Below are 22,758 nucleotides of genomic sequence, written 5' to 3' on the forward strand. Positions count from 1 at the left end.
CATATCAAATGTGACGGCAACTGCCGCACGCCTCGTCGGCGACCTGCTGCCCGGCCCTGCTCAGAACTGGTAATTCACCGACATGTCGAACACGCCGTTGGTCGTCTGCTGCGTGATCGGGCTACGCGCGGCGCGGCCGACGAGCTGCTCGATCGCGCCGTCGATCGTCACGAACCAGTGCTTGTTCAGGAACCAGGCCATCGTCACGCCCGCGCCGACCGACTTGAGCCCGGCCCCCGACGAATAGGCGCGCAACCCGGAACGCGCGGCGGCGCCCTGGTTCACGCCGAACCAGCTGTTCATGTAGCGCGAATCGGCGAACGACACGGTCGGCCCCGCGAACCAGAAGAAATGCTCGTTGCTGCCGGGCAGCGGCATGTATGCGGAGAAATCGCCGACCCAGCCATTCGAGCCGCCGATGCTGCGCCGGATATCCGCGCGCAGCACGAGCGGAAATTCCTTCGAGATCACGTAGTCGGCCGCCAGTTTCATCACCGGTGCCGCGTTGATGTTGTCGAGGCCGTTCAGGTGCTGGATGTCGTCGGCCGAGCGCCGCCCGAGGTCGTAACCGACGGACAGGCTCACTCGCCAGTTCGGCCCGCGCAGCACGTTCGCGCCGAGCCCCTCGCCGGTCGACAGGAAGAACAGGTCGCGATACCGGATATCGACAGTCGGGCCCCCCATCACACGGTAGCGATCGGAGCCCGCATAGCGCGGCTGCAGCGTCATCGCGGCGCCCATGCTGATATCCCAGGTGGAGACGTTCGGCTCGAACAGTTTTCGGAGCGGCACGCCCGCCGAGTATTGCCACTCGCCAAGCGGCGAAGGGGTCTGGGCCGATGCGTCTCGGACGCCGGCCGCGGTGAGCGCCGCACAGGCCGACACACCGGAAACGAACCGGCGTGCGCCGGGTGACAGCAAAAGGCGAGCAACAGTCATCAAGGTCCCCGTCGGTTGCGCGAAACGAACCTGAAGAAAAGCGCATTGCGCCTCTTGGGCTGCAGCGGCTGGCAGCCTGCGGCGCGAACGTAGTGTGCGCTGAATTAACGGACATCCTACGCGACACGCGCGCGGACGCAAAGCGCCCGCTGCGCGCGGGCACTTTGCCGTACGCGGGGACAGTCCGGTGAAGCGTAGGAGAATCAGAATCGCTCGACGTGATAGTCGCCGGCCAGCGCGGCCGGACTGCGCGTCGACATCATCCGCGAGAAGCCGTCGGCGAGTCGACCAAGCGCCAGCTGCTTCTGGCTCGCATCCCAGTGCGTATAGGTGTCGTACGCGGCATCGTCGAACGACACGGTGACGGCGGCCGGGCGGCCGCTGGCGCGAAAGCCGATCTGCAGCACGCCGCCCGGCAATTCCTCGATGTGATAGCGCAACGAGCGCGATTCGAAATAGCGGCCCAGCACCTGAGCGATCGCGCGCTTGTCTGGCGATTGCACGTGAATGTCCATGAGGGTCCTCCTTTTTTCAGTGTTCGCGCGGACGGTTGGGATGCACCGCCTCCCGGCATCCGTATCGGTGGCGGGTGCGACGGCGGGTCGCCCTCCGGCAGCCCGTCCGGCACGGGCGGATCGACGGGATCGTCGTGCCCGGGCGGCGGCGGGTCAGGGTCCACGTCGGGTGTCGTCGGCTCGGGGCGGTGCAGCATGGATGGCGTCTTCATGTCTCTCCAGCGCGACGGCGCGCGCATTTCGATGGCGTCGGCATCGCCCGCAATCGCCATGCCCGCCCCGGTCGGACGCTGCTCTGTGCGCTCAGTCGTCGTAGGCCGCCATCACCAGCCACATCGTGCGCCCCTCGGCGGTCAGCCGTACCGCGAGCGCGAATCGGTCGGACGGCGTGCATTCCGCGACGAGCGCCCGCTGCGCGCGCTCGGGGCCGTCGTAGACGGTGTCGTTCAGTTCGCGTACCTCGTCCTTGCCGTCGAACATGCGCCGCTCGGGCCGATAGACCAGCGACTCGCGCTTCCACGTATCGAAACGCTCGCGCACGTGGGCGAAATCGCCGCCGCATACGTTCGCGTCGTAACGTATTCTTTCCCTGGGTGCATTCATCACGATGTCCTCTTGTCCACGCCGACGGCGCGTGGCTGCGTCGCGCCCCGTGCGGTTTCGCGAACGCGCAAGCGTCGTGCCGCCGGCCCGCGCAGGCATGGCGCTTGCGCCCGTATCCATCACCAAGGAGGTTCGACCATGACCGTTCACGCCCCCGGCCGCCACGACGCCGTGTCACCGGCTGCCGGACTGCTCTGGCTCGCCGCGTCGCGCCCGCCGTCCGAAGACAAGACGGAGGAACGCATCGACGAGGGACTCGAGGAGACGTTTCCGGCCAGCGACCCGCCCGCCGTGGGCGGCGCGACCCGCATCGATCCTGCCAAGCCGTCCGGCGAGCACGAGCGCCGCTCGCCGCACGTCCCTTCACCGCCCCGCGATCACGGCTGACGGCGGCAACCGGCCCGCGCTGCGCGGCTGCGCAGCGGCGTGCCGGAGCAATCCGGAGTTGATGTGATGAAACGCCTTGAACGCAGATGGCATGAAATCAGCGGCGCCGCCGGCGTCGCCGCGCTGGCGGCAATCGAAAGCGCAGTGGTGCTCGCGATCGTCGCGATGACGGGCATCGGCCACTGACGTCGTGCTCAGCCCGTTCGCAGCTGCCGCCGTGGAAGATGTACAAGCGGGCTGGCAAATTTCTCCGTCGCCTGGCCGGCCGGCGTCTGTTCAACGCTGATAACGGGCTTGCGCTAGTCCTGGGCCCGCGTGCGGCACGCGCGCGGCACGCCATCTGCTCCCGGAAAGTCTTGTTCACGAAGGAGGCGTTCATGTATCGCGTTACCGAGATCATGTCGCGCGACGTGGTGTGCGTCGCGCCGACCGACACGATTCGCCACGCGGCCGAACTGATGCGGCGCTTCGATATCGGCGTGCTGCCCGTTTGCGACGGCACCGAGCTCGTCGCGATCGTGACCGACCGTGACCTTGCGGTGCGCGGGCTGTCGCACGGCCATTCGTCCGATACGCCCGTGCAGGCGGTCGCGTCCAGACCCGTGCAGTGGTGCGTCGAGGACGACGGTGTCGGCGACGTCCAGCAGCGGATGGCCGACGTGCAGCTGCATCGGATGCCGGTGCTCGACCGCAACCGGCGGCTGGTCGGCATCGTGTCGCTCGGCGACATCGCGACGCGCGCGGGCGGCCCCGAGCGCGACGAGCTGGCCAATACACTCGAGGACGTGTCGCTGCCGCGCCGGCGCTGACCGGCGCGCGTTGAAATCGCGTGGCCCATCCGGGTGCCGCTTCGATCAGGAGGTGTTCGATGACAACGGACAGACCGTCGCGCGACGTTACGCGCATCGTCGGCGGCAACCGACGCAGCACGGGCGCCGGGCCGGGACCCGACGTGATGGCCGCCCGCACGCTCGAAGGCGATCGCGTCCTGACGATGGACGGCGACGACATCGGCCAGGTCGCCGACATCATGCTCGACGTGCGCTCCGGCCGGATCGCGTATGCGGTCGTGTCGGCGGGCAGCCCGCCCGGGATCGGCGACAAGCTGCTCGCGGTGCCGTGGAACGTGCTCGTGCTCGACATCGAGCGCCGCTGCTTCGTGCTGCCCGTCGCGACCGAACGCGTGCGCGAAGCCCCCGGCTTCGACAGGAACCGCTGGCCCGCCATGGCCGATCCGGAGTGGGCCGAGGCGCTGCATGCGTACTACGGCAGCTCTCCGTACTGGCTGATCGAGGAAGGCGAAACGGCGCTCGACTCCCCGCCGTACGAGGCGTCGCCGGGCGGCCCCGAAGCCCCTGAAAGACCTGACGGCGGCAAGCGGTAGCGCGATCGGCGCTCAGTGCGCGGCCGCCACCGTCTGCGCGAGTTGCCGGGCGGCGGCTAGGTGCGCCTTCAGCGTCGGCAACGCGTTGGCCGCGAACGCGCGAAGCTGCGGATCGCGGCCGTCCCGCGCTTCTGTCTCGTAGATCCGGATCGCCGCTTCATGCGCGCGCGGACCCACCAGCGTGACATAGGCCGTGTCGAACGCATGACCTTCCTTGGTTCGCAACGCGGTTACCGCCGGATCGACGAGCATCCGCGACTGGACGGGTACGCCCTTGGTCGCGCCAAGCTGCCGCAATTCGCCGGCAATCCGTCCGTGATCGTCGACCATCCGGCGCGCGAACGCCTTCACGTCCGGGTTCGACGAGCGGTCGAGCGCGAGCTGGCTGGCCTGCCGCTCCACCTTGCCGATCATGCCGGCCTTGTCGACGAATTCGACATCGATACCGGTCGGCCGCTGCGTCATGCCGGCCTCGTCGGCCGTCGTGCCGGGGCGAATGACGCCCGGCGCGACCTGTGCCGACGAAGCGGGCAACGCCTGCGCATGAGCGACTACGGCGATCGATGCGCCGACGGTCGCGGCCAGCACGATCGCCGCCGGCCGATGGATTCGATTCGTGTTCATCCGGACCTCCGTGTGTCGCGACGGAGCGGGCCGGCCGCGCGGGTTGCCGTTGCGTCAATCGCGCAGCCTTCCGTCGTCATGACCGGGCGAGCGGCCACGCCGGCTGCTACCGGCCTCGCCCTTTTCGATCGTGGGCGGCGTCCGGCGCGACATCGGCGATCACGCTCGCCAGCGTCGGCATGTCCACCGGCTTGCGCAGATACGCGTCGAACCCGGCCGCCATCACGCGGTGCCGGTCGGCGTTGCCGGCGTGGGCCGTGACCGCGACGACGGGCAGATGCCCGCTGCTGCCCGGCAAATGACGGATGCGGTCGAGCAGCCAGAAGCCGTCACCGTCCGGCATCGCCAGATCCGACAGCACGACGTTCGGCGGCTGCCGTTCCACCGCGTCGAGCGCGTCATGCCCCGACTGCGCGGTCGATACCTGCGCGCCCATCGTTTCGAGGGCCGCGGCGAGACTCGCGCGCGATGTCGCATCGTCGTCGACGACGAGCACGCGCTGGCCGTCGAGCGTCACCGGGTCCGGCGTGCCCGCCGCGTGCAGCAGGTTTTCGACCGGATCGTCGACGTCCCAGCCAGCCGGCAACGTGACCGTGACGGTCGTCCCGCGCCCGATACCGGGGCTCGTCGCGACGACATCGCCGCCGTGCAGTTGCGCGATGTTGCGCACGATCGGCAGGCCGAGCCCGAGGCCGCGCGCCGGCGATGCAAATGCGCGTTCCGGCCGGCTGAACGTCTCGAACAGGTGCGGCAGGTTTTCCGGTGCAATGCCCTGCCCGGTATCGGCGACCGACAGCCGCACGCGCTCGCCGGCCCGGGCCAGCGACACGACGATGCGCCCGCCCGGCGGCGTGAACTTGATCGCGTTCGACAGCAGGTTCGACAGGACCTGGCGCACGCGCTCGCGGTCCGCCGGAATCACGCAGGTCGGCATCGCGTATTGGGTCGACAGATCGAGCCCGCTCGCCCGTGCCGTCGCGTCGAGTTCACGCGTGGCATCGCGCACGACCCGCACGAGATCGACCGGCACGCGCTCGAGGCGCAACCGGCCGGTCGCGAGCGATGACGCATCGAGCAGGTCGGCGACCATGTGCGACAGCGACCGCGCGCTGCGATCGATCGCGTCGACGGCCTGTTGCGCGAGCCCTTGCCCGTCGACGTTGTGCAGCACCTCGACCCAGCCGTAGATCACGTTCAGCGGCGTACGCAGCTCGTGCGACACCGTGGCCAGCAGTTCGTCCTTCAGCCGGTTCGACGTGTCCGCCTGGGCGCGTGCGTCGCGCGCGCCGCGCAGCGAGCGCAGGTTGCGCCGCTCGCCGCGGCGCCGTTCGTGCGCGTCGCGCAGCGTGATCGACAGACCCAAGCAGTTGCCCTGCGCATCGGCCATCGGCGATGCCGCGAAAGTCGCCCGAAAGCGGCCCCCGTCGCGTCGCACGCACAGCACGTCGAGCGGACCGACCGACTCGTGCAGGTTCGCGAGCGACGCGGGCAACGGATGTCGCCGCAACCAGCGCGGCGCGATCATCGCGGCGACGTCGCGCCCGGCGGCCTGCGCCGCGTCGATGCCGAAGATCCGCCGCGCGGCCGGATTCCAGCTCGTGATCCGCCGCGCGGCATCGACCCCGACGATCGCGTCGGGCGAAGCGTCGACCACACGGCGCAACAGGCGGTCGTCAGGGACGGGTACGCGTGCCGCCGGCGTCGGTTCGCGATGCGGCTCGCGGCCATCGGCGTCGGCGTCGTCATCGTTTTCGCGCAGACGATCGTTTGCGAGCAGCGGCTTCACGGCCATCACGAACATGCACTCGACGAAGCTGATCGCGACGAACGTGCCGGCCTGTGTCAGCAGCGCGGCCAGCGGCGCATCACGCCACCACAGCGTGGCGATCACGGCCACGCTCAACGCGGCCGCGACCAGACCGCCGCCGAACGACGTCAGCCATGCGGCAGCCGCAACGCCTGCATAAAATGGCAGCGGCGCAAACGGCGCGTGCTCGCCGACGACGTGAACCGCCCACGCCTGCAGCGCGGACGCCAGCCCGACGGCCAGCACGATCCATGCGCCCTGCCGTGACAACTCACGGGTCAGGGTCCTCATTGCATCCTTGCCTCGCGCCGGCTCCGGTCGCACGGCGTCATGCCGAGGGTCGACCATCCGGCCTGCCGTCGAGCGTGCCGGGCGAGCCTGATGGCCGCCGCAAACGGCATGCCTGACGCGGGTCGAGGATGGCCGCCTGCCTGACTCGCCGGCTGCCGGGGGTGCCGTGACCGGTCGAGCGCCGGCCGGTGTCGCGCGCCGCATCACCGCACGATGGTCACGACCGTTTTTTCATCGAAAGTCTGTAAAAAAGCACCGATACGACCCCGGATAGCCAGAAACGCGCCCATTCGCATTGGGAATCGATGGCCTGTCTCTTCTGTCCCCGCCGCGCACATTGGAAATTTCTATTTCGCGGCACCTTCGTGGTCGTTTTGCTGTCGATGAAAATATTGCAATCAACGGAGCGCGTGGTGCCGATTTTCAAAACGGCCCCGCCAATGTCGATCCATGCCAATGGGAGAAACTGCAAACCGGTCGAAGCAGCGTGCAGACGGCCGCCGGTTGTCCGGCCGGTCCACCGCGATGCGCACGCTGCTCGGCCGCATCGAAAAGATCGCCCCGACCCGCGCCAGCGTGATGATTGCCGGCGAAAGCGGGGTCGGCAAGGATATCGTCGCACGCCGGCTGCACGATCTCAGTGCCCGGCGCGACGGCCCGTTCGTCCCCGTGAACTGCGGCGCGATTCCCCCCGAGATCGCGGAATCGCAATTGTTCGGGCACGAGAAAGGCAGCTTCACAGGTGCAATTGCGCAGCGGGAAGGCTTCTTCGAAGCCGCGCGCGGCGGCACGCTGCTGCTCGACGAGATCGCGGAAATGCCCGCGCCATTGCAGGTGAAGCTGCTGCGGGCGATCGAATCGAACGTGATCGTGCGGGTGGGCGGCACCGAGCCGATTCCGCTCGACGTACGCATCGTGTCGGCCACGCGTCACAACCCGGCCGAAGCCGTGCGCGACGGCCGGCTGCGCGAGGACCTGTTCTATCGCCTCGCCGCGTTTGCGCTGTACGTGCCGCCGCTGCGCCAGCGCGATACCGACATCGAGACGATCGCACTGGAATTCGTCGACGCGCTCAACGCGCGGCACCGTGCGCACAAGCAGCTGACCGAGGCCGCGATCGCGGCGCTGCGTGCCTATTCGTGGCCCGGCAACGTCCGTGAGCTGCACAACACGATCGAGCGCGCCTACATCCTGGCGGACGACGGCATCGACGTCACGCTGCCGAAGCCGGCGATGCCGCCCGAACGCCTGTCGGAGAGCACGATGGCGCTGCCGCTCGGCGCGACCTTGCACCATGCGCAGCAGCGCTTCATCGCGGCGACGCTGCGCCACTTCGACGGCAACAAGCCGCGCGCCGCGAAAGCGCTCGGGATCAGCCTGAAAACGCTCTACAACCGGCTCGCGCTGATGCGCGACAACGGCCGCTCCTGAGCGGCGCGGCCGACTTTCCCACGAGCCGCGTCAAGCGACCTTGAACCGCCCGACCGTGGTCGCCAGCGCGTTCGCCTGCGACTGCAGCGCGGTCGCGGCGGCGGTCGACTGTTCGACGAGCGCCGCGTTCTGCTGCACCATTTCGTCGAGCTGCGTGACCGCGCGATTCACCTCCTGGATGCCGCGCGTCTGCTCGTTCGCCGCGTGCGTGATCTCGGAGATGATCGTCGTCACGTTCGACACGTTGGACACGATCTCGCGCATCGTGTCGCCCGCCTGACGCACCTGCCCGGACCCGGCCGACACGCTCGCGACCGTCGATTCGACCAGCACCTTCACTTCGCGCGCGGCCTGCGCGCTGCGTTGCGCAAGGCTGCGCACTTCCTGCGCGACGACCGCGAAGCCGCGACCCTGCTCGCCCGCGCGCGCCGCTTCGACGGCCGCGTTCAGCGCGAGGATGTTGGTCTGGAACGCGATCCCGTCGATCACGCCGATGATGTCGCCGATCCGGCCCGAGGCTTCCTCGATCTTCTCCATCGTCGCGACGACGTCCGACACGACCACGCCGCCGTGCGACGCGATCCGCGACGCGGCCGCCGCGCGTTCGTCGGCCTGGCCGGCAGCGGCTGCCGATTGACCAACCGTCGCCGTGATCTCTTCCATCGACGCGGCCGTTTCCTCGAGGCTCGCCGCCGCCGATTCGGTGCGCGACGACAGGTCCTGGTTGCCCGCCGCGATCTCGTTCGCGGCCGTGCGCACCGATTCGCTCGCATCGCGGATCTGGCGCATCACGTCGTTCAGCTTCTCGACGAAGCTGTTGAACGAGCGCGCGATGTCGGCCACTTCGTCACGTCCGTCGACCGGCAGGCGCTGCGTCAGGTCGCCGGCGCCCGAGCCGATCGCGGCCATGGCCTGGCGCACTTGCGACAGGCGACGGAACGCGGTCGCGGTGATCGCACCGATGATCAGCGAGGCCACACCGACGATCACGAGCAGCGTGATCAGCGAAGCGGTCAGCAGCGAGCGCATCCCGGCCGTCGCTTCGTTCTTGTCGAGCAGCACCAGCGCGTACCAGTCCGTGCCCGGCACGGGGCGCGCGCGCACCAGCTTCGCGTCGCCGCCGACCGTCACCTCGACGGGCGCGGTCGCGGCTGCGATCGTCGCGCCGTTCGTCGCGCCGAGTTCGGGCGACACGTCGGCGACCGGCTTCAGCGTGAGCTTCGGGTCCGGGTGAGCGACCACATGGCCGTTGCTGTCGATCAGCATCCCGAAGCTCGCGGGCGTCGGATGAATCGACTTCACGTTCGCGATCACGGTGTCCATCGCGACGTCCGCCGCGACGACGCCCTTCAGCGCGCCGTCACGCAGGATCGGCACCGCGAACGTGACGACGAGGTTGCCCGTGCCGGCGTCGACGTACGGCGGCGTGACGACCGGCTTGCCGGCCTGCGCGGCCTGCTTGTACCACGGGCGGCCGGTCGGATCGTAGTCGGGCGGGATGCCGGTCGGGTCGGAGAAGTGGAACGCCTTGTCGGCGTAGCCCGCGTAGACGTTCGTGAAGCCGCCGGCCGTGGCCATCTGCTTGAACACCGGCAGCGGATCGGGCGTCAGTGCGGCGTCCTGCAGCGACGCGATCATCCGGCTCCGGGTGGCGACCCAGTCGGCGATCCCGACCACGTGGCCGCTGGCGACGGAAGTCAGGTTGCGGTCGATTGCGTCGTCGTTGTACGAGCGCGCGATGAAATAGTTGATGAGCGTGGTGGCGACCAGCGCGAATACGACGATGGCGACGCACGCGGCAAGGATGCGGGCGCGGATGGACGAGAGCATGGCAACGACTCGGTAAGGGAGCGGGAACGCCCGGTGGACGAATTCACCGGGTAAACGGCAATCGCGCCACTTACTTGAGGCTGCTGTGACAATTCGGTGAAACGTATAGCAAAACGCAAGGCGGGTTGTCAGCGGATCGTCAGGATGACCGCGATGCACGGCGCGGTGCGTGCACTACCCGCGGACGCGACGGCAGTACCGCCAACCCTGGGCACGGCGATCAAAAAGGGCTTTGGAACGGGCCGGCTTGCTGTCGACCAACGCATGAATGCCCTGCCCGGCGACGGATCGTATTACGTCCGCGGCATCGGCCGCGCGCTCACCCGTTACAGGCGATGGCTCGGACGCGGATCGGCGTCCGCGGACGGCGCATCGGCACGCGTGTCGTCGTGGAGATCGTCCTGCCGGCGCATCCGTTCGCGAAGGTGGCGGATCGCGAATACGTGGATGTAGTCGTGCACCCGCGCGCCGGACGACAGTATGCGTACTTCGTCATCGAGCATCGCACGCAACTCATCCGAACCGATCGCGCGCTGTTTGGCGGCTTCCTTGAGTGAATCGAGCAAATTGTCCTTGGACATCGACGGGCTCCTGACGGTCGAGGAACGAAAAGAAGAAGGTACCGGAAGCTTAAAGACTGAACGGCGGCGCGGCGTGCGATGCGCCGGCGCGTGTTTGCGCGCGATCAACGGCACGTTGCGTGCCGCCGTGCCGGTTCGTCCCGAACCGGCCGCGCAAGGTCCGCGGCGCAAACTGCCCGCGAACGAGACTGGAAGCCCTGCCACGCCACCCCGGGGCGCGGCATCGGCCGACAGGCGAGCGATGGAACGCTGCTCGACGCCGATGCACCGGGCAACTTAGAACGGACGAAATCATGCGTCAAGCGACCTCCTCCACGTGCCGCCCATTCATCGGAACGAACGGGCTGGCGCGTCGCCGGGGACAGCCGATCGGCCGCCCTGCGTGTCAGCGGATTCCGATAGGCGCCGCGCAATACCTGACAGCGACTTCAGCGCGCGCTGCTTGGCAGCGCACGGGCGCGACACGATACTGGTGACATGGACGAAACGTTCATACGGGTCATCGCTCAGCCGGCCGTCGAGCCGGCATGCGGGGCCTGGCGCAGGAGACCAACCATGGCACATCGCAACTTACCGGGCCGGGACGGCCAGCGGCGCGCGTCGGGAAAAGCGCGCGCCCAGCCCACCCAGACCGTGTCGGCCGGCAACCTTCCGTCCGACAATATCGACGCCTTGCTTGCGCTTGCACGCGAAGCCGGATTGCTGGTCACGCTCGACGGGCAGATCGGCCGCGAAAAGTACCAGAGCGTCGCGGGCTCGGTGCTCGCGTTGCAACGGTTCGCCGCGGCACTCTGCGCGCGGGCCGCACCCGACGCGTCGGCCGATGCCGAGCCACGTCGAAAGGCGCGCCCCGGCTGGCCGCACGCGAACCGCTTGCGCAACCGCATGTGCAGCGCGTGCACGCCGCTGCATGTCGGGCACCAGCGTCCGCGGGTGCGCCGCGGTGCCGGCCGACGGCACGACCTGAGGTCGATGCTTCGCTTCACCTGAGCATGCAAGCATGCCGCTGTACGGCACGGGGGCCGTGCAACGGCTGCACATCTCACAAGGTCAGCAGCGCCTGCCGCACGCCGTGCCTGTACGGCAGCGGTGCGCATGCCGCGACCCTCACCGATCCGCATCGGCGCCGCCGCGCGCCATCACGCATCGCGACGCGCCGTTCGACACGGCCGCCATGACGACGATTCCTGCGGGGAAGGCAATCCAGACGGGGCCAACGACAACACAACACGAACGAGGAAAGCGGACGGGGTGACTAGCACCCCGCCCGTCCTCCAAGGCAGCCGTAGCTGCCTACCCTCGTGCCAGAGAGTTCTCGGCCGGATGGCGCACGGTGCATCGCACGTTGCGGCTCCGGAAATTGACGTAACGGCTGTGAATGCACCGTCGATCACCGCCATCAACTCGCGTGTCGCTGCGTGGCTGTGCGGTACATGCACGACAGACCGACTGCGGTGCCGGATGTTCCGTCAATGTCTCACGCGCGAAGCGCGCGGTTTCTGATGCAGGTCAAGCCAAGCGCGCTTCGGCCGCGACACCGCGCGAATTATTCGGTACCGCGCACGAGCAGCACCGGCACCTGTGCAAGATGCGCAATGCGGCGCGCAACGCTGCCGATCAGCCAGGCGGCGATGCCGCGCCTGCCATGCGTGCCGACCACCAGCAGTTCGGCGCGCCAGTGCACGGCGTCCCGCATCAGCGCATGGGCCACGTCGTCGCTGGTCGGGCGGGTTTCAATGACACTGCGCTTGCTCGGGTTCCCGGTCGCATGGAACAGCGGGCCGACCTTCGCGAGCGCATCCTCGCCCTCCGCGCGATAGGCATCCTCGAGTGCGCGCACCGGCACGATATCCGTCAGACGAACCGCGCGATCGATCACGTAGGCCGCGTACAGCAACGTCGTCGGCGTCGCGAAGCCGAGCCCGACGCGCACCGCGTGCAGCGACGGCTCGCTGCCGTCGACCGCGAACATCAGCCGCTGCAGGCCGCCGTCCGACGGCCGCGCATAGGCGGCTGGCACGATCAGCAGCGCGCAGCGCACGCGTGTCGTCAACGTGTCCGACATCGCGCCTTCGACGAGCCGCAGCAGCCCGTGATGCGGATTCGCACCGACCACCAGCACGTCCGCTTGCCATGCCGACGTATCGCTCACCAAGGCATCGGCTACCGAGCCGCCCGTCACCGACGTATCGATGATGGCCTGCTCGACTTCGATGCCGCTGTCGGCGAACAACGCCGCGATCCGTTCGTTGATGGCCTGCGCTTCGCGCATCAGATCCTCGCGCGCGGACGTCAGCAGTGCGTCGATGCGCGGGATGTCGGGCAATACGAGGCGCGGGTTGTCGATGGCGCAGACGATGCGCAATCGCATGCCGGGGCGCAGCAGCGTGCGCGCATAGCGCGCGGCGGACAGCGATTCGGGCGTCGGATCGACGGCCAGCGCGATCCGCGCAAGCGTCGGGATGGGCTGGGCAGGCTGCATGGCGAAGGCCTCCGTGCGTGCGCGTCGTCGCGAAACGACGCCGGGAGCTTCGCGCGGAAGCGGCGCACGGCAACCGGACAACCGCCGCGGTCGCGGGCGGTCACGGGAATCGGCGGGTTGCCACGCGAAGCGCGGACAATCGATTCGTTCAGCATAGATCGTCCGGCCCGCGCGTGCATGATTGCGATCAAGGGTCGCGCGGGTCCCTGCCCTTGCCGCCTACGACTTCGTCGGCACCGATGCCGCCGGACGGTTCGCGTAGAACAGCGCATACGTGATGCCGAGCAGCACGATCCAAACCGGCCCGATCACGAGCGCGACGCGCGTATCGGGCGTGAACGCCATCAGCACGACCACCAGCACGAGAAAGCCGAGCGCGACGAACGAACCGAGCGGATAGAACGGCACGCGGATCGGCAGGCGCGCGATCTTGTCGGCCGACAGCGTGCGGCGAAAGCGCATCTGCGCGATCAGGATCACGCACCACGTCCAGATCGCGCCGAACGTCGACACCGACGTGAGCCACGTGAACACGTGCTGCGGCGCGAGATAGTTGAGCAGCACGCCGATCAGGAGCAGCGCGACCGACACGATCACGCCGTACACCGGCACGCCGTTGCGGTTGACCTGGCCGAGCTTGCTCGGCGCCTGGCCTTGCTGCGCGAGGTTGTAGAGCATCCGCGCGGTGCTGAACAGGCCGCTGTTGCACGACGACAGCGCCGCGGTCAGCACGACGAAGTTGATGATGCCGGCGGCGGCCGGGATGCCGAGCCGCGAGAACGTCATCACGAACGGGCTGCCCTGCGTGCCGATCTGGTCCCACGGATACAGCGACATGATCACGAACAGCGCACCGATGTAGAAAATCAGCACGCGCCAGAACACCGAGTTCACGGCCTTCGTCAGCGACTTCTCCGGGTTGCGCGCCTCGCCGGCGGTGAGGCCGAGCATTTCGACGCCGAGATACGCGAACATCACGATCGGCAACGCAGCGACCACGCCGTTGATGCCGTTCGGCATGAAGCCGCCGTGCGCCCACAGGTTCGACAGGCCGATCGCGACACCACCGTTGCCGATGCCGAACGCGATCATCAGCCCGCCGCCGATGATCATCAGCACGATCGTGACGATCTTGATCAGCGCGAACCAGAACTCGAATTCACCGTACAGCTTGACCGCGATGAAGTTCACGGAGCCCATCGCCATGAGCGCCGCGAGCGCCCAGATCCAGTTCGGCACGCCGGGGAACCACATGTGCATGTAGACGCCGACCGCCGTGATTTCCGCCATGCAGGTGACGATCCACACGAACCAGTAGGTCCAGCCGGTCAGGTAGCCGGCGAGCGGTCCGAGGTAATCGCGTGCGTAGCGGCTGAACGCGCCGGCGACGGGATTGGCGATCGCCATCTCGCCGAGTGCGCGCATGATCAGGAAAATGGCGATGCCGCCCAGCAGGTAGGTCAGCAGGATGGCCGGGCCGGCGACGCGGATCGCGGTGGCCGAGCCGAGGAACAGGCCGACGCCGATCGTCGCGCCGAGCGCCATCAGGTTGATGTGCCGCTCTTCCAGCCCGCGGTGCAACTGGTCTTCTGGTTGTTTCAAGTCCGTCTCCTGGCAGCCGCGAACGGGCCGCCGTCATTGTCGATATCAATGCGCGACCGTTCATGCCGATCCCGGCATGCCGAAAACGAAATAATCTCCGCCGTCGTTTTCCAAATTAGAAACGACACGGATACTGCGTCAATCCGATTGGAATTGCCGCGGATTATCCGTATGTTCCGGAACAATCCGGAAAACGGATCGGGCCTTTCACGGAATACGCCCGCGCGGCCCGTGTGACGCGGCTGTGCGCGTGACGGACGGCGACGGGATCAATCGCTTTCGGCGCGAACGAACACGCGTCGAATGTGCGCGATCAGGCGCACGCAATATGCAGGCGGGATTATATGGAGGATCAGCGGTTTCGCGCCAGTCGATTTTCGGAAGAATCGCGGGGCGTGAAACCGGTAGTGGAATTCGAATGCGCGCGACTCTCGCGTGCGGATTTATTTCGACAGCGTCGCGCGCACCGTATATTCGCCTTCGATCGCACCGTGATCCGGGCGCACGAAATACCGCGACGAATCCAGATCGGCCGGCATCGGCTCGACCGGATACCCGTGCTTCTCCCACGCATCGAGTCCGCCCTTCAGCGCGCGGATGTTGTGGATCATCTTCTTGCGCTGCATCTTCGCGATCAGGCGCTTCGCGGTGGCCTCGTTCGGGCACACGCAATACACGACGATCGGCCGCTTCAGCATTTCCGGATCGAGCAGGTCCGGCGAATCGAGATCGACCGGCACCGCGCCGGCGATCCGGTACGGTTCGCGCTCGCGGATCGCCTTCGGCCGCGCGTCGAAGATCAGCGGCGGCTCGTCCGACGTCATCATTTCGACGAGCTGCGGCGGCGAGATGCGCAGCTGCGCGAGATAGCGGCGGAACTGCACGCGACGCACCCAGCGGTACAACAGGAACGTGATGAAGATCGCGAGGAATGCATCGAGGATCGTGCCGCCGCTCGCGCGCACCCACAGCACGAACTGGACGATCTGGTCGTGAATGGCCGCGCCGCCGATCAGCCAGAACGCGGCCCACAGCGATGCGCCGGCCAGATCCCAGAACAGGAATACGCCGACGCCGATCGCGGTCGTGCCGAGCAGCGGCGCCGACACGAGGCCGAGGCCCGGCAGGAATTTGGACAGTACGAGCAGCGGCGCGCCGTATCTTTCGAATACGTTACGTGCGAAACGCAGCGTCGTGTCGAGCGACAGCGAAAAGCGCACGAGGCCGTTCAGCAGGCGCCGGCCGCGCGTGCGGCCCATGAAGAACCACAGCGAATCGGCCAGCATCGTCGCACCGATCGCCGCCGCGAACATGCTGACCCAGGACGCCTGCCCCATTGCCGCCATCGTGCCGCCGAGAATCAGCATCGGCACGGCCGGCACCGGTACGCCGAGCTGCGTGATCAACACGCTCGCGAACACGGCCCATGGGCCGAGCGACGATGGAATAGCGATGGGAAAGTGCCACACGGCGGCGCTCCTGGAAGGCATGCAGTGGCGCGACGGGGGCCGTCGGCACGGCTGGGCAACGGCCGCCGCGGCACGCCCGCAGCCGACCCGATGCACCACGGCATTCTAAACGGGTTTGGCCGCGACCGCGCTGAACACGCACCGTCGGCACGGGCTTGGCGCCCTTGGCGGCACCGTCGTGACAGTCACATGTCGGTGCGCTGGGCAAGCTGCCCGACGTGTTCCGCGTAATCGGGAAACGCGGCGGCCAGCGCGGCCGCATCGGCCAGTTCGAATTCCGCGAACTCGAAGCCCGGCGCCACCGTGCAGCCGACGAGCGCGACATGCTCCGGCAACGCGCAGCGCGCGCCGAACCAGCTCCCGGCCCGCACGACCGCCTGGAACACGGTGCCCGGATGCGTGAGCGGGTTGCCGAGCCGGTGGATCGTCAGCCCGTCGCGCTCGTCGAGCACCCACACTTCGATCGGGTCGCCCGCGTAGAAATGCCAGACTTCGTCGGAACGGATCCGGTGCCACGACGAATACGCGCCGTCGCACAACAGGTAGTAGATCGCGGTCGACGCGGCGCGTGGCGCACCGTCGGCCGGACGCACGACCGAATCGGTCGCACGGTAGGTTTCGCGGAAATAGCCGCCTTCGGGATGCGGCTGCAGGTCGAACTGGCGAATCAGGTCGGTAGCGGAGATCGGCATGGCGGATGACGTCGGTAAGGTAAGGAACCGGGCACCCGGCGCACGGCCTCGCTTCGCTCATCGCGAACGCGACCGCATATCGCCGGATGCTGCTGCGTCGATCGCCGCGGCCATGCGCGCGGCGAACAAGCGGACACCGGTCGATGCTGCCAGAACTGCGTGTCCGGATGCAACCGCCGGCACGCGATTGTGCGCGCGGGGGCATCGGGCGTGCCGCCCTCGCGGGTCGATGCGACGGCAGCGACAGCCGCGCTCACGCGCCGTGCGCGGGGCGTTTCCGTTTCATCCGGCCGTCATCCGACGAATGCGCGAGACGGTCGCCGCCCGCGACCGCCCGTGCGTCGACATCCGCGCTGTGCCGCGCGCGTCACGCAGCCGCCGACGTGCCGGGCTCGCTGTGCCGCACCAGCAGCACGGGCCGGTCGGCCGCGCGCAGCAGCGATTCGGCGACACTGCCGAGCAGCAGCCGGCGCAGGCCATGCCGCCCGCTCGTGCCCATTACGATCAGGTCGGCATCGGCTTCGGCCGCCGTGCGCATCAGCACCGTGGCGACATCCTCGCCGTAGGCGTCGAGCGCACGCACGGTGCCTCGCACCTGCTCGTGCGCGAGCGCCGCCTTCGCATCGTCGAGCACCGGCGTCGCCGCATCGGTCGCGGCCGCATCGCCGTCGCGCGCGGCCGCGAAGCCCGCGTCGACGTCGACAAGCTGCGGCCGGTGCTCGACGACGTACGCGCAGGTCACTTCGCCGCCGGACGCCGCCGCGATCCGGATCGCCTCGTTCAGCGCGAGACGCGCGCTCGGGCTGCCGTCGAGCCCGACGAAAATCCGCTTGTACATGGTCCGTCCCTCCGACCGGGCACGCATCGCGCGTCGCGCGACGGCGGCCCGTTATCGCCCCCCGGCCCGGTGCCAGGTGGCCTGCCGAACAGTCTGCCCCACGTGCCGACGCGCCCGTTGATGCGGGTCAAGCGCGGCCGGCGCGCCCGCTGCTTCACGCCTGGTTGCCGCAATTTCTAGTGACCCCATTACAAAAACCGTGTAAATCGCGCACAATTTCATCTTGAAAATAAGACGTTTCGTGCAGCTCGTGCGAGTTTTGCCCGGTTTTGCTGCGCCGCCCCCGTGCCGCGGGACGGCCCCCGACAACAGAATGGCCATCGAATGACCGCAAGTGGAACCCCGACGCGGGACGCCCGAGGGCCTACGCGCCTCCAGATCATGTTACGCCAGCCGCTCGCGGCCGGCGTCGTTGCACTGTGCGCCGGCGCCGTGCTGTCGCTCGGCGTCGCGCTGCTCGTGCGCGAGCAGTGGCAAGGCGCCGTCCATACGCGTTTCGAACGCCGCACGACGCATGTGACGGCGATGCTCCGCCATGAGCTGCAATCCGGCGTGGCCGTGCTCGAAGGCGCGCGCGGCGCGTTCAGCCTCGCCCCGGGCATGACGCCCGAACAATGGCGCCGGTATGCGGAGATGCTCGACCTCGACAGTGGCCGCTCGCCGGTCCGCCAGATCGGCTATGCCCCGCTGCCGCCCGCGACGCGCACCGCCCTCGCCGGCGCGAAGCCGCTGCCGGCCGGCACGCTCGCGACCGCCGCGCTCAGCGCACCGGCGTCGAATTCACCGGTCGTGCGCTTCGGCGCGCCCGACGCGGCGCCGCTTGCGCGCGCGCTGCAGACCGGCGACGTCGCGCTCGGCGTCCACCCGGCCGACGACGACACGTCCCGCGACGCCCGCACCTTCACGCTGTTCCTGCCGGTTGCCGCGTCGCCGCGTGCGGCCGCCACACCGCCCGGCCCGCGCGAAACCGGCGCCGACGGCGTGCTGTTCGCGGCGTTGAGCCCGCGGCGCCTGGTCGAGCGTGCGCTCGACGCGGAACGCGGGATCGACGTGTGGATCACCGCCGGCGGCGATCGGCGCGCGATCGTCAGCGTCGAAACGACGACCGACGAGGCGTCGGCTTCGCCCGACCTGATGCGGCGCACCGACGAGCTGAATTTCGGCGGCACCGTGCTGACGCTCGCGTATTCCGCGGACGGCCGCCCGAGCGCCACCGGCGCGCAGCGCGCGGCCGGCACCGTGCTCGCCGCGGGCCTGATCGCGTCGATCGCGTTCGCGGTGCTGATCCATGCGCTGCTGCGCGGCCGCTCCGCCGCCGATCCGGGCGCGAGCAGCCGCGGCATCCTCAACGAGGCGCGGATGATGGGCATCATCCGTTCGTCGATGGAAGCGATCATCACGATCGACGAAAAGCAGACGGTCGTCATCTTCAATCCGATGGCCGAGCAGGTGTTCGGCGTGTCCGCGATGGAGGCGATCGGTGCGCCGCTGTCGCGCTTCATTCCCGAGCGGTTCCGCGCCGCGCACGCCAAGCACGTCGACCAGTTCGGCGTGACGGGCGTGTCCGAGCGGCAGATGGGCCGCCAGCGGGTGCTGTTCGGGCTGCGCGCCAACGGCGAGGAATTCCCGATCGAGGCGTCGATCTCGCAGATTCGCGACGCGTCGGGCAAGCTCTATACGGTGATGCTGCGCGACATCACCGAGCGGCAGCGCGCCGATAACGCGCTGAAGCAGTCGCGTGAAGAATTGCGCGAACTGTCGGCGAACCTGCAGAACGTGCGCGAAGAGGAAAAGACCCGCATCGCGCGCGAACTGCACGACGACCTCGGCCAGCAGCTCACCGCGCTGAAGATGGATCTGTCGGTGGTCGAACAGCAACTGCGCGTGCCGGGTCGCACACAACCCGACGAAGACGTGCAGACGCACCTGCAGGGCATGCGGCGGCTGATCGACGCGACGGTCGCGTCGGTGCGGCGCATCGCGGCCGACCTGCGGCCCGTGATGCTCGACGATCTCGGCCTCGTGCCCGCGATCGAATGGCTCGCGAACGATTTCACGAACCGCTACGGGATCGATGTCGAGCGGCACATCGAAACCGGCGGGCTCACGTTCACCAGCGCGGGCGCGACCACGTTGTTCCGGATCGTCCAGGAAGCGCTGACGAACGTCGCGCGCCACGCGGATGCGACGCGCGTCGCACTGCGGCTCGACGTCGAGGAAGGCTTCTGCGTGTTGCGCGTCGCGGACAACGGCCGCGGCTCGGCGCCCGGCGGCCCGGCCCATGAAGACAAATCGTTCGGCCTGATCGGCATTCGCGAACGCGCCCACATGCTGGGCGGCTCCGTGACGATCGACACCGCGCTCGCGCGCGGTTTCTCGATCACCGTCGCGTTCCCGCTCAGTACCGTCCAACAGGAAACGCCAATCACATGATCAAGGTGCTCATCGCCGACGACCATACGCTCGTACGCGACGGTCTGCGGCACATCCTCCAGAACGCCACCGGATTCGAAGTGGCCGGCGAAGCCTGCGACGGCCCGTCGACGATCGCGCTCATACGCGCCACGCCCGCGCAGGTGCTCGTGCTCGACCTGTCGATGCCGGGCCGCAACGGCGTCGAACTGATCAAGCAGATCAAGGACGAGAAGCCCGCGCTGCGCGTCCTCGTGCTGACCATGCACGCGGAGCAGCAATACGCGGTGCGCGCGTTCCGCGCCGGCGCGTCGGGCTACCTGACGAAGGAAAGCGCGAGCGCCGAGCTGGTCGGCGCGGTCACGAAGGTGGCGTCGGGCGGCGTCTACGTGAGTCTCGCGATGGCCGAGCAGTTCGCGCAGAGCCTGAACGAGCCGGCCGAGACGCTGCCGCACCAGCGGCTGTCCGACCGCGAATTCGACGTGTTCCGGCGGATCGCCGCCGGCCAGACGCTGACCGAGATCGCCAACGCGCTGTGCGTGAGCGCGAAGACGGTCAGCACGTACAAGACGCGCATCCTGGAAAAGATGCAGATGCCGCACGAAGCGGCGCTGGTGCGTTACGCGATGCGGCACAAGCTGCTCGACGAAACGGACGACGTGTAACGGACGACGTGTAGCGGACGACGCCCGGCAGCGGCTGGATGGCAGGCGCCGCCGGCCGCCCGGCATGCGCCCGGCCTGGCGGCGCCCCCCGCTTACCCGCTTACTTGGCCGGCACGGGGCACGCGAGATCGCCTTCCTCGCACGACAGATAGCTCTTCAGCGTTTCGGTGCGCGCTTTCGTCAGATCGTCGAGGCAGGTCGACACGACCATCGGATACGCACTGCCGCCCTCGACGTTCGCGCTGGAGAAGTTGCATTCGGCATCGCGGTACGCGATCCACGCACGCTGCGCATTCACGAGTTTGTCGGCGAGCGGTCGCGCATCGCGCAGGCGCGCGGTGACGGCCTGGTAGGTCCGGTTCAGTTCCCCGTCGGATTTCTTGTACGCGCGATCGGCGCACGCCGTCATCGCCGCCTGATCCGTCGCGTCGGCACAATTCGCCTGCGCATGGGCGACGTTCGCCGCCAGCGCGAGCGAGCACAGCAGACCAGTCAAGACACGCATGGATGCTCCTTGTTGTTCGTTGAAGTCGTGGAATCCGGTGCGTTGCTTCGCCCCGTTTGCATCGGTCACCCTGCGGCAGTGACATCGACCGCGATGCTAGCGCACGCGGGCCGGATTGTCAGGGGCGCCCGCGACCATCGGCGGCCGGCACGTTTCGGCGCAAAAAAGCCCGCACTCGAATGAACCGGGTGCGGGCTTCTCGATACGGCCAAGGCGGCGGCTCCGAAGGCCGCCGTCCGGCAACGGGCTCAGTGGCCGAAGAACACCGACGAACGGTCGGTTGCGGCCGGGACGACCACGCGCTGGCCCGACTGCGACGCTGCGGCAGGGTTCGAACCGTAGCCCGTTGCATCAGCTTGCGCACCGGTGTTCTGTGCGGCAGCGATCTTTGCCTGTGCGGCCTGGATGTTTTCCGGGTAATTGATCCAGTCGTTCGGGTTGTAGCCGGCCTTTTCGAGCTGGACCAGCTCGGCGCGCACTTGCGCGCGCGTCAGCGGCTGCTGGTTCGATTGGGCGAACGAGACGACCGGTGCAGCCACCAGGGCGGCCAGTGCAACTGCCTTGATCAGCGATTTCATGATGCGTTACCTCCAGGATTGTTTTGTCAGGCGCTTCGGACTCGGGGTCGTTGCGCATGAGTAGAAGTCTAGGAGGCCACGTTATCAGGGTAAATACTTAAATCGCGAATTCACTGTTGACGGAAACCATACAATCGCCGCGGAATATACCGAATCATCAGATGATTATCGGCATTCACGCACCGAATACCGTGGCTCGGCGCCCGGTGCGTCCAGCCCTGAATCAGCCCCGCCGGCCGGTATCCGACGACGCCATCAGCCGGTCGAACAGCAGCGCCTTGAGGCGGATCAGGTCGTCGGCGCCGGTCTCGCCGAACGCCGCGTGATGCAGCGTCAGCGCGGGCGCGGCCGGATCGGCATGAACGGCCCGCACCGTGCCGTCGAGCGCCAGCAGCTCGACCCGGTCGCCCACCGCGTACGGAAGCTGCACGCGCAAGGGCTCGCCGATGGCGGCGATCGGCCGGTCGACGGCAATCGACAGGCCGCTCACGCTGACGTCGCGCACCATCCCGATGCCTTCCGCGCCCTCCGACCCGCCCGCGCAGCAGGCGGCGATCCGCACCGGCACGCGCGGCTCCGCACGCGAGCGTAGCCGGTCGACGAAGCCGGGCGGCGACAGCACCAGGTACTGCGCAGCGCCCGCCGCCTGCACCGACTCGACCGTCGCGCCGAAACGCGACACCGCGGCACGGCCGATTGCCACGGCCTCGATGTCGTCGCCGCGCGCGAAGTCGAGCGCGGCCACCGGCTGCGGCTCGACGAACAGCGCGCCCGATGCGGCGATGCCGATCAACCTGCAGCGCTGCAGCCCGCGGGTCGTGCCGACCCGGCGGCGGATGCCGATCGAAGCGCCCGGCGACAACCCCATCCGCAGCGAGTGAGGCACCGCGTCAGGCATGCGCGGCTCGGCCGCGGCTTCGGCGTCGTCGCGCCGTCGTACCGGACGGAAATGGTCGAACAGGAAAGCATGCTGCGCGGCATCGTGCAGCGTCGTGCCGGCCGGAAGCAGCGCGGCGCCGTCGGCATCGTAGAGATCGAAGCCGAGCGGGACGCCGGCGGCGAGATCGTCGCGCGTGAGCGGGACGTAGTCGGTAGATAGCCTCATCGGGGCGGCGCGGAGCGA

General features: G+C 68.4%; 21 protein-coding genes and 1 pseudogene. 7 read left to right on the forward strand and 15 right to left on the reverse strand.

The window, feature by feature from the left end:
- Positions 1-60: 60 nt before the first annotated feature.
- The 3 genes from C5O79_RS18440 to C5O79_RS18450 all read right to left on the reverse strand — a co-directional run bounded on the left by C5O79_RS18440 (position 61) and on the right by C5O79_RS18450 (position 2,057).
- Complete coding sequence (locus C5O79_RS18440) at positions 61-939, reverse strand: MipA/OmpV family protein (protein WP_122475770.1); 879 nt, start codon at positions 937-939, stop codon at positions 61-63.
- 203 nt (positions 940-1,142) lie between these two features.
- Entirely contained in the window at positions 1,143-1,454 is a 312-nt protein-coding gene (locus C5O79_RS18445) for a hypothetical protein (protein WP_046547786.1), read from the reverse strand.
- Between the two features lie 303 nt (positions 1,455-1,757).
- Positions 1,758-2,057: a hypothetical protein gene (locus C5O79_RS18450; protein ID WP_046548529.1), complete on the reverse strand. Its 300-nt coding sequence runs from the start codon at positions 2,055-2,057 to the stop codon at positions 1,758-1,760.
- Positions 2,058-2,195: 138 nt separating this feature from the next.
- On the opposite strand from C5O79_RS18450, the gene C5O79_RS18455 reads away from it, so the two are divergent.
- The 3 genes from C5O79_RS18455 (at position 2,196) to C5O79_RS18465 (ending at position 3,828) form a co-directional block, all read left to right on the forward strand.
- Complete coding sequence (locus C5O79_RS18455) at positions 2,196-2,444, forward strand: hypothetical protein (RefSeq protein WP_047850006.1); 249 nt, start codon at positions 2,196-2,198, stop codon at positions 2,442-2,444.
- A 377-nt stretch (positions 2,445-2,821) separates the two neighbouring features.
- Positions 2,822-3,253: a CBS domain-containing protein gene (locus tag C5O79_RS18460; protein ID WP_039367417.1), complete on the forward strand. Its 432-nt coding sequence runs from the start codon at positions 2,822-2,824 to the stop codon at positions 3,251-3,253.
- 59 nt (positions 3,254-3,312) lie between these two features.
- Positions 3,313-3,828 (forward strand): PRC-barrel domain-containing protein, encoded by a 516-nt coding sequence (locus tag C5O79_RS18465; protein ID WP_124471953.1) that lies wholly within the window; start codon positions 3,313-3,315, stop codon positions 3,826-3,828.
- A 12-nt stretch (positions 3,829-3,840) separates the two neighbouring features.
- Here C5O79_RS18465 and C5O79_RS18470 read toward each other — a convergent pair whose 3' ends face one another.
- Together C5O79_RS18470 and C5O79_RS18475 are read right to left on the reverse strand one after the other, a co-directional pair.
- Positions 3,841-4,452, reverse strand: a complete 612-nt coding sequence (locus C5O79_RS18470) for a DUF4142 domain-containing protein (RefSeq protein WP_046547783.1) — start codon at positions 4,450-4,452, stop codon at positions 3,841-3,843.
- A 106-nt stretch (positions 4,453-4,558) separates the two neighbouring features.
- Positions 4,559-6,550 (reverse strand): ATP-binding protein, encoded by a 1,992-nt coding sequence (locus C5O79_RS18475; protein WP_131931560.1) that lies wholly within the window; start codon positions 6,548-6,550, stop codon positions 4,559-4,561.
- 383 nt (positions 6,551-6,933) lie between these two features.
- On the opposite strand from C5O79_RS18475, the pseudogene C5O79_RS18480 reads away from it, so the two are divergent.
- Positions 6,934-7,981, forward strand: a pseudogene (locus tag C5O79_RS18480) (sigma-54 dependent transcriptional regulator).
- 30 nt (positions 7,982-8,011) lie between these two features.
- Here C5O79_RS18480 and C5O79_RS18485 read toward each other — a convergent pair.
- Both C5O79_RS18485 and C5O79_RS18490 read right to left on the reverse strand, forming a co-directional pair.
- Positions 8,012-9,811: a methyl-accepting chemotaxis protein gene (locus C5O79_RS18485; RefSeq protein ID WP_046547781.1), complete on the reverse strand. Its 1,800-nt coding sequence runs from the start codon at positions 9,809-9,811 to the stop codon at positions 8,012-8,014.
- Positions 9,812-10,137: 326 nt separating this feature from the next.
- Entirely contained in the window at positions 10,138-10,392 is a 255-nt protein-coding gene (locus C5O79_RS18490; protein WP_046547780.1) for a DUF3562 domain-containing protein, read from the reverse strand.
- Positions 10,393-10,947: 555 nt separating this feature from the next.
- Here C5O79_RS18490 and C5O79_RS18495 point away from each other — a divergent pair.
- Entirely contained in the window at positions 10,948-11,382 is a 435-nt protein-coding gene (locus C5O79_RS18495; RefSeq protein ID WP_131931562.1) for a hypothetical protein, read from the forward strand.
- 556 nt (positions 11,383-11,938) lie between these two features.
- Here C5O79_RS18495 and C5O79_RS18500 read toward each other — a convergent pair.
- From C5O79_RS18500 to C5O79_RS18525, 5 genes are all read right to left on the reverse strand, one after another.
- Complete coding sequence (locus tag C5O79_RS18500; RefSeq protein ID WP_047850009.1) at positions 11,939-12,874, reverse strand: universal stress protein; 936 nt, start codon at positions 12,872-12,874, stop codon at positions 11,939-11,941.
- A gap of 219 nt (positions 12,875-13,093) precedes the next feature.
- Positions 13,094-14,476, reverse strand: a complete 1,383-nt coding sequence (locus tag C5O79_RS18505) for an amino acid permease (protein WP_047850010.1) — start codon at positions 14,474-14,476, stop codon at positions 13,094-13,096.
- A gap of 443 nt (positions 14,477-14,919) precedes the next feature.
- Positions 14,920-15,945, reverse strand: coding sequence for a DedA family protein/thiosulfate sulfurtransferase GlpE (locus tag C5O79_RS18515; RefSeq protein ID WP_122475768.1), 1,026 nt, complete (start codon positions 15,943-15,945; stop codon positions 14,920-14,922).
- A gap of 185 nt (positions 15,946-16,130) precedes the next feature.
- Entirely contained in the window at positions 16,131-16,637 is a 507-nt protein-coding gene (locus C5O79_RS18520) for a cupin domain-containing protein (RefSeq protein ID WP_046547775.1), read from the reverse strand.
- Between the two features lie 367 nt (positions 16,638-17,004).
- A complete protein-coding gene (locus tag C5O79_RS18525; protein WP_046547774.1) occupies positions 17,005-17,475 on the reverse strand; it encodes a universal stress protein in 471 nt (156 codons plus the stop codon).
- Positions 17,476-17,799: 324 nt separating this feature from the next.
- Between C5O79_RS18525 and C5O79_RS18530 the strand changes: the two genes are divergently transcribed.
- Together C5O79_RS18530 and C5O79_RS18535 are read left to right on the forward strand one after the other, a co-directional pair.
- Positions 17,800-19,908: a PAS domain S-box protein gene (locus C5O79_RS18530; protein WP_122475766.1), complete on the forward strand. Its 2,109-nt coding sequence runs from the start codon at positions 17,800-17,802 to the stop codon at positions 19,906-19,908.
- Positions 19,905-20,552: a response regulator transcription factor gene (locus tag C5O79_RS18535; protein WP_039367385.1), complete on the forward strand. Its 648-nt coding sequence runs from the start codon at positions 19,905-19,907 to the stop codon at positions 20,550-20,552. Before C5O79_RS18530 ends, C5O79_RS18535 begins: the two co-directional genes overlap by 4 nt.
- A gap of 100 nt (positions 20,553-20,652) precedes the next feature.
- On the opposite strand, the gene C5O79_RS18540 is transcribed toward C5O79_RS18535, so the two are convergent.
- The 3 genes from C5O79_RS18540 to C5O79_RS18550 form a co-directional block, all read right to left on the reverse strand.
- Positions 20,653-21,057, reverse strand: a complete 405-nt coding sequence (locus tag C5O79_RS18540; RefSeq protein ID WP_046547772.1) for a lysozyme inhibitor LprI family protein — start codon at positions 21,055-21,057, stop codon at positions 20,653-20,655.
- A gap of 248 nt (positions 21,058-21,305) precedes the next feature.
- Positions 21,306-21,635, reverse strand: coding sequence for a DUF4148 domain-containing protein (locus C5O79_RS18545; protein WP_039367376.1), 330 nt, complete (start codon positions 21,633-21,635; stop codon positions 21,306-21,308).
- Between the two features lie 223 nt (positions 21,636-21,858).
- Positions 21,859-22,740: a PilZ domain-containing protein gene (locus tag C5O79_RS18550; protein ID WP_122475764.1), complete on the reverse strand. Its 882-nt coding sequence runs from the start codon at positions 22,738-22,740 to the stop codon at positions 21,859-21,861.
- Positions 22,741-22,758 lie beyond the last annotated feature (18 nt).

This window comes from Burkholderia sp. SRS-25, assembly GCF_004343765.1.
Classification (GTDB): domain Bacteria; phylum Pseudomonadota; class Gammaproteobacteria; order Burkholderiales; family Burkholderiaceae; genus Burkholderia; species Burkholderia contaminans.

Coding starts and splice junctions, on each gene's coding strand:
- C5O79_RS18530 (WP_122475766.1), top strand. CDS start 17,800: ATGACCGCAAGTGGAACCCCGACGCGGGACGCCCGAGGGCCTACGCGC.
- C5O79_RS18445 (WP_046547786.1), bottom strand. CDS start 1,454: ATGGACATTCACGTGCAATCGCCAGACAAGCGCGCGATCGCTCAGGTG.
- C5O79_RS18520 (WP_046547775.1), bottom strand. CDS start 16,637: ATGCCGATCTCCGCTACCGACCTGATTCGCCAGTTCGACCTGCAGCCG.
- C5O79_RS18550 (WP_122475764.1), bottom strand. CDS start 22,740: ATGAGGCTATCTACCGACTACGTCCCGCTCACGCGCGACGATCTCGCC.
- C5O79_RS18475 (WP_131931560.1), bottom strand. CDS start 6,550: ATGAGGACCCTGACCCGTGAGTTGTCACGGCAGGGCGCATGGATCGTG.
- C5O79_RS18460 (WP_039367417.1), top strand. CDS start 2,822: ATGTATCGCGTTACCGAGATCATGTCGCGCGACGTGGTGTGCGTCGCG.
- C5O79_RS18540 (WP_046547772.1), bottom strand. CDS start 21,057: ATGCGTGTCTTGACTGGTCTGCTGTGCTCGCTCGCGCTGGCGGCGAAC.
- C5O79_RS18500 (WP_047850009.1), bottom strand. CDS start 12,874: ATGCAGCCTGCCCAGCCCATCCCGACGCTTGCGCGGATCGCGCTGGCC.
- C5O79_RS18470 (WP_046547783.1), bottom strand. CDS start 4,452: ATGAACACGAATCGAATCCATCGGCCGGCGGCGATCGTGCTGGCCGCG.
- C5O79_RS18545 (WP_039367376.1), bottom strand. CDS start 21,635: ATGAAATCGCTGATCAAGGCAGTTGCACTGGCCGCCCTGGTGGCTGCA.
- C5O79_RS18490 (WP_046547780.1), bottom strand. CDS start 10,392: ATGTCCAAGGACAATTTGCTCGATTCACTCAAGGAAGCCGCCAAACAG.
- C5O79_RS18465 (WP_124471953.1), top strand. CDS start 3,313: ATGACAACGGACAGACCGTCGCGCGACGTTACGCGCATCGTCGGCGGC.
- C5O79_RS18440 (WP_122475770.1), bottom strand. CDS start 939: ATGACTGTTGCTCGCCTTTTGCTGTCACCCGGCGCACGCCGGTTCGTT.
- C5O79_RS18450 (WP_046548529.1), bottom strand. CDS start 2,057: ATGAATGCACCCAGGGAAAGAATACGTTACGACGCGAACGTATGCGGC.
- C5O79_RS18535 (WP_039367385.1), top strand. CDS start 19,905: ATGATCAAGGTGCTCATCGCCGACGACCATACGCTCGTACGCGACGGT.
- C5O79_RS18455 (WP_047850006.1), top strand. CDS start 2,196: ATGACCGTTCACGCCCCCGGCCGCCACGACGCCGTGTCACCGGCTGCC.
- C5O79_RS18485 (WP_046547781.1), bottom strand. CDS start 9,811: ATGCTCTCGTCCATCCGCGCCCGCATCCTTGCCGCGTGCGTCGCCATC.
- C5O79_RS18525 (WP_046547774.1), bottom strand. CDS start 17,475: ATGTACAAGCGGATTTTCGTCGGGCTCGACGGCAGCCCGAGCGCGCGT.
- C5O79_RS18495 (WP_131931562.1), top strand. CDS start 10,948: ATGGCACATCGCAACTTACCGGGCCGGGACGGCCAGCGGCGCGCGTCG.